The 16470-nt window shown below is 43.6% G+C and carries 11 protein-coding genes; 7 read left to right on the top strand and 4 right to left on the bottom strand.

Translation table 11 applies throughout. From position 1 onward, the window contains the following. Window positions 1-128: 128 nt before the first annotated feature. The 3 genes from ACHUFN_RS19585 (at window position 129) to ACHUFN_RS19575 (ending at window position 5770) form a co-directional block, all read left to right on the top strand. Complete coding sequence (locus tag ACHUFN_RS19585; RefSeq protein WP_394224419.1) at window positions 129-4157, top strand: ExeM/NucH family extracellular endonuclease; 4029 nt, start codon at window positions 129-131, stop codon at window positions 4155-4157. A gap of 15 nt (window positions 4158-4172) precedes the next feature. After that, a complete protein-coding gene (locus ACHUFN_RS19580; protein ID WP_394224418.1) occupies window positions 4173-4769 on the top strand; it encodes a hypothetical protein in 597 nt (198 codons plus the stop codon). Window positions 4770-4882: 113 nt separating this feature from the next. Further along, a complete protein-coding gene (locus tag ACHUFN_RS19575; RefSeq protein ID WP_394224442.1) occupies window positions 4883-5770 on the top strand; it encodes a WYL domain-containing protein in 888 nt (295 codons plus the stop codon). A 66-nt stretch (window positions 5771-5836) separates the two neighbouring features. Here the strand turns inward: ACHUFN_RS19575 and ACHUFN_RS19570 are convergent, their stop codons facing one another. Beyond that, entirely contained in the window at window positions 5837-7963 is a 2127-nt protein-coding gene (locus tag ACHUFN_RS19570; protein ID WP_394224417.1) for a response regulator, read from the bottom strand. A gap of 273 nt (window positions 7964-8236) precedes the next feature. On the opposite strand from ACHUFN_RS19570, the gene ACHUFN_RS19565 reads away from it, so the two are divergent. Further along, on the top strand, window positions 8237-10093 hold the full coding sequence (locus tag ACHUFN_RS19565) for an alkaline phosphatase PhoX (protein ID WP_394224416.1): 1857 nt from the start codon (window positions 8237-8239) through the stop codon (window positions 10091-10093). 64 nt (window positions 10094-10157) lie between these two features. After that, window positions 10158-11888: a hypothetical protein gene (locus tag ACHUFN_RS19560; RefSeq protein WP_394224415.1), complete on the top strand. Its 1731-nt coding sequence runs from the start codon at window positions 10158-10160 to the stop codon at window positions 11886-11888. Window positions 11889-12002: 114 nt separating this feature from the next. Here ACHUFN_RS19560 and ACHUFN_RS19555 read toward each other — a convergent pair whose 3' ends face one another. Beyond that, a complete protein-coding gene (locus ACHUFN_RS19555) occupies window positions 12003-12998 on the bottom strand; it encodes a glycosyltransferase family 2 protein (protein ID WP_394224414.1) in 996 nt (331 codons plus the stop codon). Between the two features lie 464 nt (window positions 12999-13462). On the opposite strand from ACHUFN_RS19555, the gene ACHUFN_RS19550 reads away from it, so the two are divergent. Continuing rightward, window positions 13463-14011 (top strand): hypothetical protein, encoded by a 549-nt coding sequence (locus ACHUFN_RS19550; protein ID WP_394224413.1) that lies wholly within the window; start codon window positions 13463-13465, stop codon window positions 14009-14011. A gap of 29 nt (window positions 14012-14040) precedes the next feature. Here ACHUFN_RS19550 and ACHUFN_RS19545 read toward each other — a convergent pair whose 3' ends face one another. Further along, window positions 14041-15024, bottom strand: a complete 984-nt coding sequence (locus ACHUFN_RS19545) for an endonuclease/exonuclease/phosphatase family protein (protein WP_394224441.1) — start codon at window positions 15022-15024, stop codon at window positions 14041-14043. Between the two features lie 360 nt (window positions 15025-15384). Between ACHUFN_RS19545 and ACHUFN_RS19540 the strand changes: the two genes are divergently transcribed. After that, window positions 15385-15984, top strand: a complete 600-nt coding sequence (locus ACHUFN_RS19540) for a BON domain-containing protein (protein ID WP_394224412.1) — start codon at window positions 15385-15387, stop codon at window positions 15982-15984. 48 nt (window positions 15985-16032) lie between these two features. Here ACHUFN_RS19540 and ACHUFN_RS19535 read toward each other — a convergent pair. Continuing rightward, a partial coding sequence (locus ACHUFN_RS19535) for a transposase (protein ID WP_394224411.1) occupies window positions 16033-16470 on the bottom strand: 438 nt, incomplete at its 5' end.

Below are 16470 nucleotides of genomic sequence, written 5' to 3'. Positions count from 1 at the left end.
TTTTACATCGCTAAGTTTATGATTTTTATAGTGTGTGACGTTTATATTATTATTTTCGTTAACTGCTTGCTGTATATACGTATGTATAAGAATTTATACCTTCCTTATACAAAAAAGCGGAAAGCAAAATGATTAATGAGGGTAACACACAAAAGTATCAGCTGAGGAAATCAGCTAAAGTGGTCAATGCGTTGTTGGCGGGCGCGTTGTCGCTAGGTGCCGTATCTTTTAACGTTGCGGCAGAAACGATTTGGTTAGAAGATTTTGAAGCAAGCGAACTCCAAAACAAAGGTGCTACGGGGCCAATTGACGCTGGCACTAACGTTAATGTTGACGGCGTTGAGCGATGGTCAATTGATGTATCTAATGCTGGCCTAACAGCTACATCTGACTGGTTCAAAGTGAATAACGGCGCCATGCAGGCACGAGATGTGGATGGCGAGGCAGTTTGGTTAAGCGAATCAATCGATATCTCTGAGAAAGGTGATATTACTATTGAAGCCGTGTTAACTGAAAGCGGTAAGTTCGAAAATGCAGACTACATTGATGTTTTATATTCAGTAGATGGTGGTGCTTTCGAACTCATTACAATAACCGAGGGCAGCACAAATACGGTAAATGATGACTTTTCTAACGCAGTAGTTACGCAAACCATCACGGGCGGCAGCACGCTAGTTTTAAAAGTGGCTATGCTCAATAACTCTGGTTCTGAATATCTTAATTTAGACAGCATTTCTGTAAGTGCGTCTGGCACGTCAGATGGTGGCGACAATGGCGGCATTGATAACCCTGATAACGGCGGTGAGCCGTCCAATGAATTGCTTTTCTTAAGCGGCGCGTGTTTCAATTGTCCTGACCTACAGGCGGTTAACTTAGCAACCGACTATAATAGCGCTGAATACTATGCTGCTCTAGACGCAGCAATAGCAAATAACGAAAGCCCGCAAACGTTAAAAGAAACAGCGCATAACATAATAGAAAATGGCCATCGCACGTTGTCTTACTCTGAAGCATGGACCGCGTTAACATATACCGACGAAGACCCTGCAAACACGGATAATGTTTTGCTGTTTTATAAAGGGATTTCGCAAGGAAAATTTACTAACGGCAGTGGAAGTCAAAGCACGAATCCAGATAATTGGAATCGTGAACATGTTTGGGCAAAAAGCCACGGTTTCTCTAGCTCAAGCCTTACCGCATACAGCGATATTCTACACCTACGCCCAACCGACATATCTGTAAATAGCTCTCGTGGCAACTTAGATTTTGACATCAGCGATAGCGACTTGGCTGAGGCACCGTCGAACCGTGTTGATGGTGATTCATTCGAGCCACGCGACGCAGTGAAAGGCGACGTAGCCCGTTCAATGATGTATATGGACGTGAGATACGACGGTAACACCACAGGTGATACAGAAGACGATTTAGTATTGGTTAACCGACTCACATCTACCAGTGAAGCCGCATTTGGTAAGCTTTGTGTTTTACTGCAATGGCATGAAAGCGATCCAGTTGATGATTTTGAGCAACGCCGTAATGAGCGTGTTTATGAACTTCAGGGGAACCGTAATCCGTTTATCGACAAACCTGAGCTAGCCTCACTCATTTTTAACGACAGCTGTGACGGCACAGGCGGCGATACAGGAGGAGACACTGGTGGTGATACAGGTGGTGATACAGGTGGCGACACTGGCGGAGACACAGGTGGAGATACTGGCGGAGACACAAGCCCTTCAACCAATAGCGTTTATATTTCAGAATACGTAGAAGGCGGTGGTTTCAATAAAGGCATTGAGCTTTTCAATAGCTCAACACAGCCAGTTAGCTTAGCGGGTTACGAGCTGGTGCTACTTTCTAATGGCGATACGCAAGACGCTGATCGCAAAGTACTTACTCTGGAAGGTACAATTCCTGCTGGTGGTGTGGCCACATTTGCGCACGGTAGCGCCGATCCATTGCTGACCAACGGCGCGACACTAAGCAGCTTTGTTATGAATTTTAACGGCGATGACTACATCGAGCTTGTGTTTAATGGGCAAGTGGTTGATGCATTAGGTACTTACGGCGTTAGATCTAACTGGGGTAAAGACGTTACCTTGGTTCGTAAAAGCTCAGTAACCGGCGGCAACCCTAATCGCAACCCGGCATTCACGCTAGAGGAGTGGGATAGCTTCCCTAAAGATACTTTGAGTAATTTCGGCGCTCATAATGGTTCTGTTAGCGAGCCGACTGACCCGACCGATCCTACCGATCCAACTGACCCAACAGACCCGGTAACTGAAGTTGTATTAATTAGTACTATTCAGGGGGAAGGCGAGGCATCACCTCTTGCAGGAACTGATGTCATTGTTGAAGCTGTGGTAACTAAGGTTGTTCCTGATATGAATGGGTTCTTTGTTCAAGAAGAAGCCAGTGACTCAGATGGCAACACTAAGACATCTGAAGGTGTTTTTGTTTACTCTACGACATTCACTGAGTTCCCGAATGCTGGTGACGCGGTGCGTGTAACAGGCGCGGTAGCTGAATACAACGGTATTACTGAAATTGTGCTTAGCGCTAATGCCGAGGTAATTGGCACAGGCGACAGTATCTTATCAACTACACTTGCCATGCCGTTTGACGACGCTGTAGACCTAGAAGCGTTTGAAGGCATGCAGGTTGGATTCGAACAAACACTAAAAGTGTCTGATATATACAACTTAGGGCGTTTTGGTCAGTTTAAAGTTTCGTCTGAGCGCTTAATGATTCCAACAAATCAGTATGTTGCTGGCTCTAATGAAGCCATAGCGTTAGCGCAATCTAATGCGCGTAACTATTTGTTAGTAGACGATGGGGCGAGCGCTCAAAATGTGGACGGCCTTGCGTTCCCTGTAGGTGGCTTGTCACATAATAACCCGCTTCGATTAGGCTACAGTGTAGAAAATCTAGAAGGGGTAATGCATTACGCTTTTGGTGCTTACAACCTTATCCCTATCGGTGACGTTCAAACTGTACGCACCAATCCGAGAACTGCTTCACCTCAGCTAAACGCAATTGGCGATGTGAAAGTAGCCAGCTTTAACGTACTGAACTACTTCAACGGTCCAAATTTCCCAACGTCTCGCGGTGCAGATTCTGAAATCGAATTCGCGCGTCAAAAGGCGAAAACAACGGCCGCTATTGTTGCGATGAATGCAGATGTTCTTGGCTTAGTGGAAATTGAGAACGATGGATATGATTCAGATTCGGCCATTGCGTCATTGGTTGATGATGTTAATGCTGAGCTAGGTAGCAATGAGTATAGCTACGTCGCGCTTGACTCAATGCTTGGCGGTGACGCGATTGCCGTTGGCATTATCTATAAGCCAGCGGTCGTGTCGCTTCAAGGCCCAGCGGTTACATCAATAGAAGCACCGTTTGATTTTGGCAATCGTCAGCCGCTGCTTCAAAGCTTTAGTGTAAATAGTAATGGAGAAATATTTACGCTAGCAGTAAACCACTTTAAATCAAAAGGTAGCTGTGGCAGTGCAACAGGTAACAATGCTGATTTAGGCGACGGGCAAGGCTGCTGGAACGAGCTACGCACGCAAGCTGCAGAAGGACTTCTTGCATTGGTAGAACAAAACAGCGACGTGTTATCTGACCGCGTAGTGGTAATGGGAGACTTAAATGCTTACGCGAAAGAGTCGCCAATTTTAGCCCTTGAAGATGCAGGTTATAGCAACTTGGTTAACCTTTTCGATGGCGAAAATGCTTACTCTTACAGCTTTGGTGGCGAGATTGGCTACTTAGACCACGCGCTTTCAAGTGCTGCGCTAACTGAATTTGTTGTAGACACTACCGTATGGCATATCAATGCGGATGAGCCACGTGTGTTTGACTATAACGTAGAGTTTAAAACAGAAACTCAATTGTCGAGTTACTACGGTGCAGATGCCTATCGCTCATCAGATCACGACCCAGTAATTGTTGTGCTTAATTTCCCTGAGGCGGTGATTGTGGGCGACTTAGATGGCGACGACGACGTTGACTACAACGATGTATTGGCGTTCTATCAGTTGTTTTTATCTGGTCAAGCAGCAGACGAGTCTTTCGATTTTAATGGCGATGGCCAAGTCAGTTTGTTTGATATTCAAGCGCTTATGGCAATGTGTACACGCGCTAACTGTGCAATTTAATTTAGGACTATAATAATGAAAAAATTCTTTTTACTTTTACTAACGATTTCGACGCTTAATGCAAACGCAGCAATTATCTCAATTTCCACAGATAAAGACGTTTACAACGTGGGTGAAACCGTGACCGCTACCGTGAATGCGAAAAATTTGATTGAAAGCGGAATACAAACGTATTTTTATGGTTACGACATACTTCTAATGCTGAATAACCCATTAATTAGTTTTGACCCTGCTTCAATTACAGATTTAGGGTCTCTAGGGGCGCAGTCAGTAACGTTTACCATGGCGAGTAACCCAAGCACAGTAAGTGCTTCTGGTGTCGAGTTTTTCTTGGCTCGAATGGACCCTTTCTTTCCAGGCGCTAAATTCACGCAAGAAGGGAGAGGCATGGTGTCGTTGTTTTCATTTGAGCTTGTTGCATTAAGTGCAGGTGTTGTTGAGCTTTCAAATATTATTGCGAGCTTGTCAGACGGTTTGGGCGGGAATGTCCCAGATGTTAGCACGCAAAGCACTAGATTCGCTATTGCCGAAGTCTCAGCACCAACCACGCTAGCGCTTTCCATTCTTGCGCTAGCTGGCGTTATGTTTACACGTAAGCGCGCAAACAGCTAATTACCATTAAATTTGAAGGCCAAGCCCAGCTTATCGCTGGGTTTTTTTGTTTCTTCGCTATTTACATGTGGCTTAAAATGAACCACACTAAAGGAAAATTTTTAGCGCTTACTATGTTAGACACCATTTCATTTTCTCAACGCCAACGACTAGCGTACATCGACTTTTGCCTGTTGTTTAAAGGTGCCATTCATCGACAAGATCTCATTAGTCGCTTTGAAGTAGGGCTTTCCGCTGGCTCTCGCGATTTCACCTTATACAAAGAACTCGCGCCAGGTAACTTGGTTTACGACCCACGAGAGAAACGTTATTTTCAAACGGAAAGTTTTATCCCGGTTTTCGAGCACGACGCAAGGCGCACGCTGGTAAAGCTTGCCAACGATATATCAGACGGTTTTGATGCGATTGGAGACATACACTTTCCCGTTGAAAGTGCATCCTCGTTAAATGTACCTGATATTTTTGTCGTGGCTAAGGTTGTGCAGGCCATCGTGAATAAAAAGGCGATGAGTATCATCTATACCTCATTAACAAGTGGCAGTGGGGCACGAGAGTTGGTGCCTCATAGTATTGTTGATAACGGTCAGCGTTGGCACGTACGTGCTTTTGATAGAAAGTCACAGAGTTTTCGAGATTTTGTACTTACAAGAATTAGTAAGGTTACGGTGAAAGAGGAGCCTGAAGCCTTTGAATCCATTGAAAATGATGAGGAGTGGGGAAGGTTAATCCCACTTGAAATTGTACCCCATCCGAAAAACATTAAATTCCCGACGGCAATTGAACTTGATTATGCGATGGAAGAGGGAGTGTTAGCCCTTCAGGTACGTGCCGCAATGGCCGGATATCTGTTAAGACGATGGAACGTTGATTGTACTAAGCATGCTAGTTTACGCACCGGAGAGTATCAGCTGTGGCTACGAAATCAGCAAAGCCTTGCCAATACAGATAACCTTGCAATTGCACCCGGTTATGTTGCCGAGCAACAGCCGTTTACTGTTTAGGGTAAGAGCACCTCTAGTATTCATATATTGAGTGCTAGCATTAGCACTCAATATACTTTTAAGGTACTAGAAGCCCAAATACTTCTTAATACAAAGAAGTAATGTGTCTTTATCTAGCGGCTTAGACATAAAGTCTGTCATACCTGCGGCCAAACATTCTTCTTTATCTTCGGCGAAAGCATTTGCAGTTAGCGCTACGATGGGGGTTTTAACATTAAGCGCTTCGCGCAAAATGATAGAAGCTTCAATGCCACCCATCACAGGCATGTTGCAGTCCATTAATATAAGGTCGAAGCTATGGCGCTTACTAACCTCCACTGCGTCTTTACCATTTTTCACATGTAAGAACTTATAGCCTTCTGATTGTAAGATAGTTTTTACTATCTCTGCATTTATCTCGTTATCTTCAGCCAGCAAAATGCGCTTTTTCTTATTGCGATCCTGAACGTCTTTACCAGAAACAGGTTCAATTTCAATTAGTTTACTTAACTCGTGCTCGAGTTCTCTACGGTTAATAGGTTTGGCATGAGTTCGCCATATAAGATCAGACACGTCTTTTTCGTCATCTAAGCGTTCTAACTCAGCCGATATTAAAATAACTTTCGGAAATTTTTCTGGCTTTAGGGCTTTTAATCTTTCTAGTAGATCTACACCACTCATTTCTGGCATAGATAAATCGAGAATAATTACGTCAAACTCCAGTGGCGTATCATTGAGGTATGCTTTAGCACTTTCGTAGCTTTTTGGAATAATCGACATAGAGGTCACGACATGCTCAAAGTACTCTCTGCTTGTTTGAAGGTCGTCAACAATGGCGCAGCGTAAGTTCGCACTGGGCGCCACGTTAATGTCGGGCAGTTGTGACTCATCTGCAGCCATTGTAAAGCTAAAAGTGCTGCCTTGACCTTTTGCAGAAGTCACCGTGATGTCACCTTGCATAAGCTTGGCAAGTTGCTTGGCTATACTTAAACCCAGCCCAGTGCCGCCGTATTCCCTTGTGGTTGATTGGTCTGCTTGCTCAAACTTTTGAAAAATGTTCTCAAGTTTAGATTCGTCAATCCCTATTCCGGTATCTATGACATCAAACGTTAATGCATTGCCATTGGCATGCTTTGTGTACCTTACCTTCAGCGTTACCGAGCCTTTTTCAGTGAATTTAATAGCATTGCTTAAAAGGTTGTGAAGAATCTGAGAGATACGGGTAATGTCACCTTTAATAACATGAGGTAAGTGGGGGTCTTTAACGTAATCAAACGCTAAACCTTTGCGTTGGCAGTAAACCCTTTGCAACGACACGACGTCGTCCAGTACTTGAAGTAAATCTACCGGTGCCTGTTCAATTTTAATTTTTCCAGCTTCAATTTTTGAAATATCAAGTATGTCGTTGATCAAAACCAGTAATTGACGTCCAGCCGCTTTCGCTTTCTTAAGGTAAATATTGCTCTTTTCGGGGTTATCGATAGCCAATTCAATCATTCCAAATAGGCCATTCATTGGCGTGCGAAGCTCGTGGCTCATGCTGGAAAGAAATTCAGATTTGGCCTTGCTGGCTTTTCGTGCCTGTTGTGCTGCAAGCTCCGCTTGCTCTTTTAAGTTGGTAAGCTTGGCAAACGCGCGCTTGACCGCGCGTTCCATGGGCGAAAATATGAATGCAGCCTCGATGCCTAGAAGCAAGAGCGTGGCAATCCACAAGTAAACTTCAATAGATAATACCAAGCTTATGCGCTGTGTTGCGTCTTGTTCAAAAATGTCCACAACGTTGTCTAACTGTTGCAGCAATTTAGTCAGTTCATGGATATCAATGGGGGAAGGTGATAGACATTGACCTTGCGTTAATATTTGTTCCGCTGTGGTGATATATTGATTCACCCTCGCATCAAGCTTTCCTTCGTTAAAATAGATATTCGAAATAGCTGAAGGGAGGTTGTCTAGCGTCACGAGTTGCTGGTGGTTTTGTTTAAAACGAGAGAGCGCTTGCTCTAAGAAACGCTGTTCGTCGCTGTTCTTGCAGACTTTAGACGTGGACACCAATAACGCTATACGCTGAGAAAGCATGCGCTGTTGCCCCGCTATATTAACAATTTCAGCGTCTTGTTTTTGGTGGCTAATTAACTCGTATAAAACGATGAAAGATAGCGTGATAAGTGTCGCAGTTAATATTAATGCAGCGATATAACGAACACGAATAGACATAAAGTTGAAATTAGCTCAATGATTAATAAAAGATAATAGATACCAAAAGGTTACGCAATGCGTCGAAAGATTAAATATGGTGTGTTGAATCTATTCACTTTCATTTTTTTCTATTTTTGTGTCAATAAAACTTCATTGTTGTGTCAACTCTCTGTCACTGCGTTGTCACAAATGTCCTCCAGAATTTTTGCCCGCTAAGACCACTTTTATTGGGGAAATGCATTCCCCTGTTCTCTACTCAAATCAGAAAACAAGTATAAGCAAGGAATTATAATGAAAAGCGCAACTGTTCGCAGGATAAAGTATTCAGCAATTGCATTAGCGGTAACACTTGGTATATCAGCCTGTTCACTTGAGGGCGATGACGGTGAAGATGGCGTTCAAGGCCCAACAGGTGAACAAGGCCCAACAGGTGAACAAGGCCCAGTAGGCGAACAAGGGCCTCAAGGCGATAACACTGGCAAACTTACCCGTATTGCCACGGTTCCGCTTGGTGCAGAAGTAACCGGTATTTTCCTTACTGATGAAGGCGATTTATTCTTCAACGTTCAGCATCCATCGGGCACAAACGCAGCAACAAACAGTGTGAATGACATGCCTATCAACACGGGCACAGTAGGCGTACTGGCCGGGGCTAACTTCAACAACTTGCCCGTCACATTGCCGAACTCTCCGGTTCCAACTTCAGACGAAGAAAAAGAATTGGTTGTATCTGCAATTGGCCAATACCAAGTGCTTGGTCAAACAGGCGATACCTTTGGCACAGATTTGCCAGAAGGTCTGGGGCATATTTATACGCTTGACGGCGAGGAGTTAGTGCTTGAAAACGACATGCCTGACTTCAATGGCTTTATTTCCACAGCGGAAGGCGAGGGTTATCTTTTCTCTAATTGGGAAGAGTTGCCTGGTGGTATGAGCCGCATGAAAGTAGAAAAAGATGAATTTGGCATGTGGGAAGTTACCGAAGCAATGATGCTAGACTTCTCACCTGTATGGGGAACGGCAGCGAACTGCTTTGGTTCAATGTCGCCTTGGGGCACACCGTTGACCTCTGAAGAGTGGGTTGTAAATTCTTCAGTCGACACAACAACTTCACCAATGTGGAACAATCCAGAAGCCGTTTCGACCGAAGCACGGTTAGGCCGCATGTGGCAAATGACAGCGCCCGACGCGCCTAACCCTTACAACTATGGCTACATCGCCGAGGTCACCGAGCCACTTGCCGACGAGCCAGTTATCGTCAAGCATTTCACAATGGGTCGCTATGAGCACGAAAACTCGACAGTAATGCCAGATGGCAAAACCGTGTACCTTTCACAAGATGACACGGGAGGTGTGCTATTTAAGTTTGTTGCAGACGCCGCTGAAGATTTATCAGCAGGAACCCTTTACGGCGCAAAACTTACTCAAGATGCAGGGCAAAACGACCCAGCAACAACAGGTTTTGCTGTAGAGTGGGTTGAACTAGCAAGCGGCGACAACTTAACCATTCGCGCATGGATTGACGAATACAACGGCATTGGCACTGATGACTATATAGATGGCCAAAGCTCTTACATAACCATGGCTGACGTACGAGCGTGGGCAGATGGTGATGCCATTTACCCAACGGTAGAAGAGGGCGGCTCAAGTGTGACCGCAGGCGAGCCAATGGATGATCGCGTTGCATTTTTAGAAAGCCGTGCGGCTGCGCGCCTCAAAGGAGCAACGGCCGAGTGGAGAAAGCTTGAGGGTATCTCTATTAACCAAAAGCGTGCAAAAGAAGCTGTTGAAGGCGTTGATACCATTGAAGGTGAAGTTGTTCAAAATGCGTATCTTTATATTGGCATTGCAGACATCGATAACACAATGGTCGATGGCGAGGGCGACATGCAGCTTTCGGCGCGTGTTAAAGATTGTGGCGGTGTTTACCGCGCTAAGCTGGAAGACGGCTACAACATTTCTCGCATAGAGCCTGTAGTAATGGGTGGCACGTATCGTTCGAGTCTCACCGGTGCTGAGCGTTGTGACGTGGAGCAGCTTTCACAACCTGACAACGTGATTGTAATGAACGACGGCCGTATTCTTATCGGTGAAGACGGTTTTCAAGAAAACAATACACTGTGGATGTATGAACCAGCAGATAAGTAAGTTTTCTCTTTAATTAAAATATTCCGGGTACTGTCGTACCCGGATTTTTTCCGTTGTGACGATTATGAAAATGTTAAAAACTTCAAGTGTAGGCCTTCTGCTTTCGCTACTTATTAGTGCAGGCTGCACTGAAAGCACTAGCACTCAATTAAACGAATTATCTGATAGTAAAAAAGATGGCGCTGTAGATACGGGGGCCCAAACGGCTCATCATCAATATGGTAAGCAGGCCCATGCTTATCCGTACAGCGAAGGTGATGACATTCCTGCGCTCGCTTATATTGAGCACAATGAAGTGTACAATCCAGAGTCGGTCATTCCTCCTCAGTGTTACACAAAAACTGAAGGGGTGAATAACCCCTGTTATGCATGCCATCAAAGCTACGACGCTGTGGAAAAGCGCCCAAATCAAATGGGCGATGGTACGTTACAGGGCAACTACGAATTTTCAGATGTGGGGATGACCAATAGTTGGAAAAACTTGTTTATTGACCGTACATCGCTGATTGCTAGCATTGACGACGCCACGATTAAAAAATATGTGGAACAAGACAACTACACGGCATCACTAGATAGTGAAGTAATGCCTGATTACATGCGTATTAAGCATTTAAGTGCCGCCGAAAAAGCCTTCGATAACTCGGGCTTTGCCAAAGATGGCAGCGGATGGGTGTCGTACAACTACAAGCCTTTCCCTAGTACATTCTGGCCCACTAATGGCTCTACCGGAGACGCCATGATAAGGCTGCCCGAAGCATTTCAGAGTCTTAACGGAAAATACAATAAGGCTGTTTACACATTAAACCTAAGCTTGGTTGAGATGGCACTTAAAGAGCTAGATACACTACGCATTTCACCAGTTAATGAAATTGCGTTAAATCTGGATGTAAACAAGGATGGAAAGCTATCTGAGGGTGTGACGGAAATTGCCCGCGCTACGCATTACGTTGGCGATGCGAAAGCCATCCCTCTTGCTCATATGCTTTACCCTGAAGGGACAGAGTTTCTACATACCGTGCGGTACATCGGAGTAGACGACAGCGGCAATATTTACAATGCACCACGAATGAAAGAAGTGCGTTACATGAAAAAGCATAGGTTTAGAAGCCGAGAAAGCTTGGCGTCTGCTTATTATGCTGAAGCCAAGGATAAGCACTTTGAGAAATTACCCCAAACACGGTATTTGGGTGAAAAGGGCATAGACAACGGATTTGGCTGGACCATCAATGGTTATATTGAAGACGATAAGGGCGAACTTCGTGCCCAGCACGATCAAGAACTGGCCTTTTGTAACGGCTGTCACAAAACTGTAGGTTCAACATTCGACCAAACATTCTCGTTTGCGCGTAAGGTGCCGGGTGAAGAAGGGTGGGGTTACATCAACTTGCGCAATATTGAAGATGTGCCAAACATCAACGAAGAAAAAGGCGAGTTTCTCACCTATATGGAGCGCGTTGGTGGCGGCGATGAGTTTCGTCAAAATGGAGAAATGCTGGCTAAGTGGTTCGATGAAAAGGGAATGGTGAAAGCAGAGGATGTGGTACGCGCCACGTCCGTTTACGACATCATTACACCATCGCCAGAACGGGCTTTAGCGCTTAACAAAGCGTATCTAACCATTGTTAAAGAGCAAAGCTATTTATTCGGTCGAGATGCCACGCTTACCGAAGCATCAAATGTGCTTAGCACAGTTGATGTTGACCAGCCGCCGCTAAAGCCAGAGCATAGGTTTACCTGGGATATGCGATTGAATTGGCAAAAAGAAACGCCGCGCGCTATTGCTGAAAAACGATAGTGTTGTCTTAGAATATGTTATGTGGCTCGCAAGTAAAAAGGTGCTTGCGAGCTATTACGCTGTTGTTAAAACTCATCACCACACGCCTTAGATAATAAAGCTACTCGATAACAATTATGCGGTAGTGCTCAACACATTCAAATTCTTTCCAGGTGAGTGAAAAGACGTGAACGTTTTTTCGCCCACAGACGATGCTGATGTATTTGGCATTAATTCAGCTTTTGGGGTGGGGTCCTCACTACTTTCCTCGTCTTTTTGAGGCAGCTGTTTTATTTTAATACCGCAGTCTTTAAAGTTGGCATTGATGTAGCCCTTTTCAGCATACCGTTCAAGCACGCTAATACAAGGGTAAAACCCCCATTTGGAATGAAATCGTTGTGCGTTTTGCACAAAGTCTAATAAGTGATTAATTGGGCAGTAATTATCAGGTCGATGAGGAGCGAATGTACGAATTGGCAATTGCTCTAGAGAAAAACCTAACGCGCGGCAATTTGTAAAAAAGTCTTCGTCGTTTAATCCGAAGCCTTCGTAGCCTTCATCGAAACCGCCGGTTTGTTGAAAGTCTGCCTTACGAATAAAAAACACTGTAGAACAAACGCTATCGTCACTAAACTTTCCATGATTTTTTTCCTGTTTTCCTGAAATGGTCTCATTGCTGTCGTTGGCAGCTACCGAATCGTCGTTACTTGCTGTACAACCTAATGTTTGTTCGTCTTTTAAAATCTGTAAAAACGGCTTATTACATCGTTCGCTGGGCAAAAAAACCACCGAGGTGTACAAGACGGTATTATCCTGAAGTGCAAGTAAACCGTCTTTAAACAATGCAGGTGAAACAACTGCATCAACATTTAAATAAACTAAATTTACGTGCTTGGCAGCCTGCATCCCTTTATTTCTTGCTTTGGCAATTGGCAGTGCCTCCTGCGTAGCAAATTTGTGAACAACGTCAAACTTGCCACTCTTAATAAGCGACAGGTCCGAAGGCGGCGCCATCCAAACTATTATCAATTCGTCAGGAGTCGCAGAGCATTCCTCTAACTGATTGATTAGATTGCAAAGCTTCTCAGTTTTGGTTTTTACAATAGTTACTGCACTTAATGGTGAACGCATACTCTTCCTCCCTCTTTGCATCGCCGTTGCAATACCGTACAGACTTATTGCATCTTTTACTTTCAGTAAGCAAAGGCTAAGCCATTATTTTAAACTTTTGTTTTTATTTGCCTTTTTAGGTTGTCAAAGGAAAGGCGAGATGCCGTAGTTGTAAAAAGGTGAAAGCCTTAATCAAGGAAGGAAATATTTACAAACTATGGTTTGCATTACCGCAACGTTGATTTACTCGAGTAGCCTGCGCGTTTCTGCTTTGCCCACTATGCAAATTTTGATATTCTTAAATTCTAGGTTTAAGCATTACAATTCAATAGTTTGCCTAATCCTGTATTTATTAGAAAACACGTTTTTTGTGAATAAGACTTTCCCAAATCTGTGACCGTTTTTTTCTGACTGAGTGTAGGTAAATCTTCAGCCTTACTTGAAACGTATTAATTTTGTATTTGTTTTTTTGGTGGGCAATGGCTGTGGATTCACATTCTTCTGTAATTATTAAGCATTACGACAAGCAATCGCTTCAAGTCGTTGATGTGATATCGGGTATTTCTCCAAATGCAATGCGACGAGTCTTTGGAGGCTGGATATTTTTCGCTGCTGTGGTTGGTGTTATTGTTAGCGTTGCACCTGATTTGAGCGCACAGTTTATAGGACTTACGCTATTTGTGCTGGTGGCATTTACACTTTTAATGTTTGGGCAAAGCCGAATTTCAGAAGGCTGGCCAGCGATAATTTGTGATAAAGACTATATTGGCGTTGTACGAGACCCTGTGAAACGAGAATATATTTGTGTTAATTCAGATTTAGTACAAACAGCTAAACCGACATTAATTAAGCCCAACAAAAAAGCAATTGAAATAGTGCTTGATAGCGACAAACTTTCAAAAGAAGATCAGAAGGTGCTAAATCAAGCAGTATGGCCTCGAGACAATAAATTAATTGGTCTTGCCCACTTCAAAAAGCGAGAAGAAGCCTGTGAAAGTGTGATGTGGTGCGTTAAGCATAGAAGTTCACACTAAGCGTGTATTTATTATTTTTCAGTTAACGCTTAATTGTTGTCTTCAGTAAACGCTAATTCAGTATATAGAGGGTAATGGTCAGAGCCTATGCTTTCTAGCTTTTCAATATGTACTAATGAAAAGTGCTTAGAGTGAAATACATGGTCTAAAGGCCATTTTACTAATGGGTATTTCGCGTGGAATGTATTAAAAAAGCCACGCCCCTCTCTTGGATCTAAGAGATTACTGATTTTTTTAAATTTCCTTGTCGTGGGAGACCACGCTACATCATTTAGGTCACCCGCCACAATTATTGGGCCTGAGGTTTCCGCAATTTCCTCACCAACAACCGTCAATTCAATATCTCGAGGTTTTGCGTAGGTATTTTCAGTAGGGCTTGGTGGTTTTGGGTGCAGGAAATAAAGCGTTGCTTCTTTGTTTCGGTGGTTTATTTTTACTTTAATAGACGGAACATCATCCTCAATTAAAAATCGCAGCGACACTTCTTCGAACGGTATTTTGCTGTACAAGTGCATACCATACAGGTTTTCTAAGGGGCAGAATTTACGATATGGATATTCAGACTCTATCTCGCTAATACCCTGTTGCCACTTTTCGTTAGACTCCAGTGTAACTAGAAAGTCGGGTTGTTTGTTTCTCACGTGATTAATTAACTTCCTATAGTCGCGATTCGGCATATAGACATTGCTAGAAAGCACACTTAACGTATCGTTCGCTTGGCTTTTCTCAACTCTGCTAACTTCACGCTTATACAGAAATGTGTATGGAATAATCCAAATGAGTTGATATGTGAAGCTAATGATAAGTCCAATAACAAGAATCGCACTAGCTACGCTTACCTCTTCATTAGAGAATAAATTAAAACAGTGCCAGGAAAGTAAGGCAAATTGCATTATGGCGATCTGCAAGCGTGGAAACTCCCAAACTCTAACAAGCCAGTGCGATGAAGGAAGTAACGGTGCGAAGCTTATAATTATAAAAAACATCGAAGCAACGTTTAAAACAGAGTCCATATCAACAATATCCTGAGTTTCCATTTGCAAGGGAGTTAGATCTCTATCGCTTACTCGAGCTAACAGCAAGAAAGTAAATTAAATTTAATAATAAGCTAGTACGGCAGTGATACCGAATCAGTTTAAACCTGATCTTTCATTGACATATTGTCTAGGTGTCATGACGAAGTAGTACCGAAATTGTGGCATAAAATAACAGCTGAGCTATCAAGTAAAAAATTCTCAAATAAAGGCAAAGTTTGCAAAAGGAGTACTGATATTTACTAATTAATTTTAGCTAATTTCAGTTAAATCATAGGGTTAGTTTGTTGGCAAGGTTTTGGCATCTAGTTGAGCGAGTTTCGACAAAGGAGAAATGTTATGAAACGTTCACTAATTTCTATGATTGTTGCTACAACACTGACTACAGCTGCATACGCAGGTGATATGGACACTGACAACAAATGGGAAAAAGCTGCCAAAGACGCATGGATTGACGGTAAAGCCGAGGCTACACTGCTGTTCAATGGCAACCTTGATTCGTTCGACATCAATACAGACGTTAAAAACGGTAAGGTTATTCTGACGGGTAAAGTAGAAAACTCTGTTGATAAAAAGCTGGCTGAAGAGCTAGTAGCGAATATTGACGGTGTAGTTTCAGTCGATAACAAGTTAACGATTGTTGCTGACAACGATATGGACTCTGACATGTCAGATGATATGGAAGATGCCGCAGATGAAGGCACTAGCGAGCTTACTGACGCTAAAATTGCGACAGTAGTGAAAACGCGATTGCTTATGGACACCGACATCTCTGGTTTTGACATTGATGTAGACGTAGAAAACGGTGTGGTAATGCTGACAGGTAAAGTTGATTCTGACGCTGAAAGAGATTTAGCGGTGGAGATCGCTAAAAATGCATCAGACGTTAAAGACGTGAAAAGTGATTTACGTGTAGTGACAAAAACTGCAATGAACTAAGCATTTAGTTACACTTAACGTCAAAAGGGGCCTCTGGCCTAATGTCAGTCAGTTAAGCTGACTGGCATTTTTCTTTTTAGCTGGGTGCTTACTCGGTTTAGATTTAACACATCGTGGATATAATCTGTCCTCTCGCCGTGACGGTAGCTCGTAGTAAGTCAGCTGATTGATAAGGTTTTCGTACAACACGGGCAGCTTCCCTGGGCTTGTAAGCCCTGTAGTAAGAAGGAATGCAACCACGGCGCTAGAACACCCGCTGAAGCTTAGCTGATTAGGCCAGATGCCTTTACGTCGTGCAGCTTCAGTCATCGCCACTCGTATCAAGTTATAAGCCAGCAGTAATCCCCATAACTCTTGCTCAACCATGTCAGGTCGCTTACTCCGAAGCGTGTATTCACTATTCAGTAGTGTCTGCTTCATCTCTCGGTACCCTAATTCAATTTCCCAGCGATGGCTGTATAAGTCTACAATCTCGTCACTGGGATA

The organism is Alteromonas gracilis, from assembly GCF_043642145.1.
Lineage (GTDB): Bacteria > Pseudomonadota > Gammaproteobacteria > Enterobacterales > Alteromonadaceae > Alteromonas > Alteromonas gracilis_B.
Note: the sequence above shows the minus strand (reverse complement) of the source record. Positions and strands in the feature narration are given on the sequence as shown.

Excerpts from the sequence above, each read along its gene's own strand:
- ACHUFN_RS19585 (WP_394224419.1), top strand. The coding sequence starts at position 129 with ATGATTAATGAGGGTAACACACAAAAGTATCAGCTGAGGAAATCAGCT.
- ACHUFN_RS19580 (WP_394224418.1), top strand. The coding sequence starts at position 4,173 with ATGAAAAAATTCTTTTTACTTTTACTAACGATTTCGACGCTTAATGCA.
- ACHUFN_RS19575 (WP_394224442.1), top strand. The coding sequence starts at position 4,883 with ATGTTAGACACCATTTCATTTTCTCAACGCCAACGACTAGCGTACATC.
- ACHUFN_RS19565 (WP_394224416.1), top strand. The coding sequence starts at position 8,237 with ATGAAAAGCGCAACTGTTCGCAGGATAAAGTATTCAGCAATTGCATTA.
- ACHUFN_RS19555 (WP_394224414.1), bottom strand. The coding sequence starts at position 12,998 with ATGCGTTCACCATTAAGTGCAGTAACTATTGTAAAAACCAAAACTGAG.
- ACHUFN_RS19570 (WP_394224417.1), bottom strand. The coding sequence starts at position 7,963 with ATGTCTATTCGTGTTCGTTATATCGCTGCATTAATATTAACTGCGACA.
- ACHUFN_RS19560 (WP_394224415.1), top strand. The coding sequence starts at position 10,158 with ATGAAAATGTTAAAAACTTCAAGTGTAGGCCTTCTGCTTTCGCTACTT.
- ACHUFN_RS19545 (WP_394224441.1), bottom strand. The coding sequence starts at position 15,024 with ATGGACTCTGTTTTAAACGTTGCTTCGATGTTTTTTATAATTATAAGC.
- ACHUFN_RS19540 (WP_394224412.1), top strand. The coding sequence starts at position 15,385 with ATGAAACGTTCACTAATTTCTATGATTGTTGCTACAACACTGACTACA.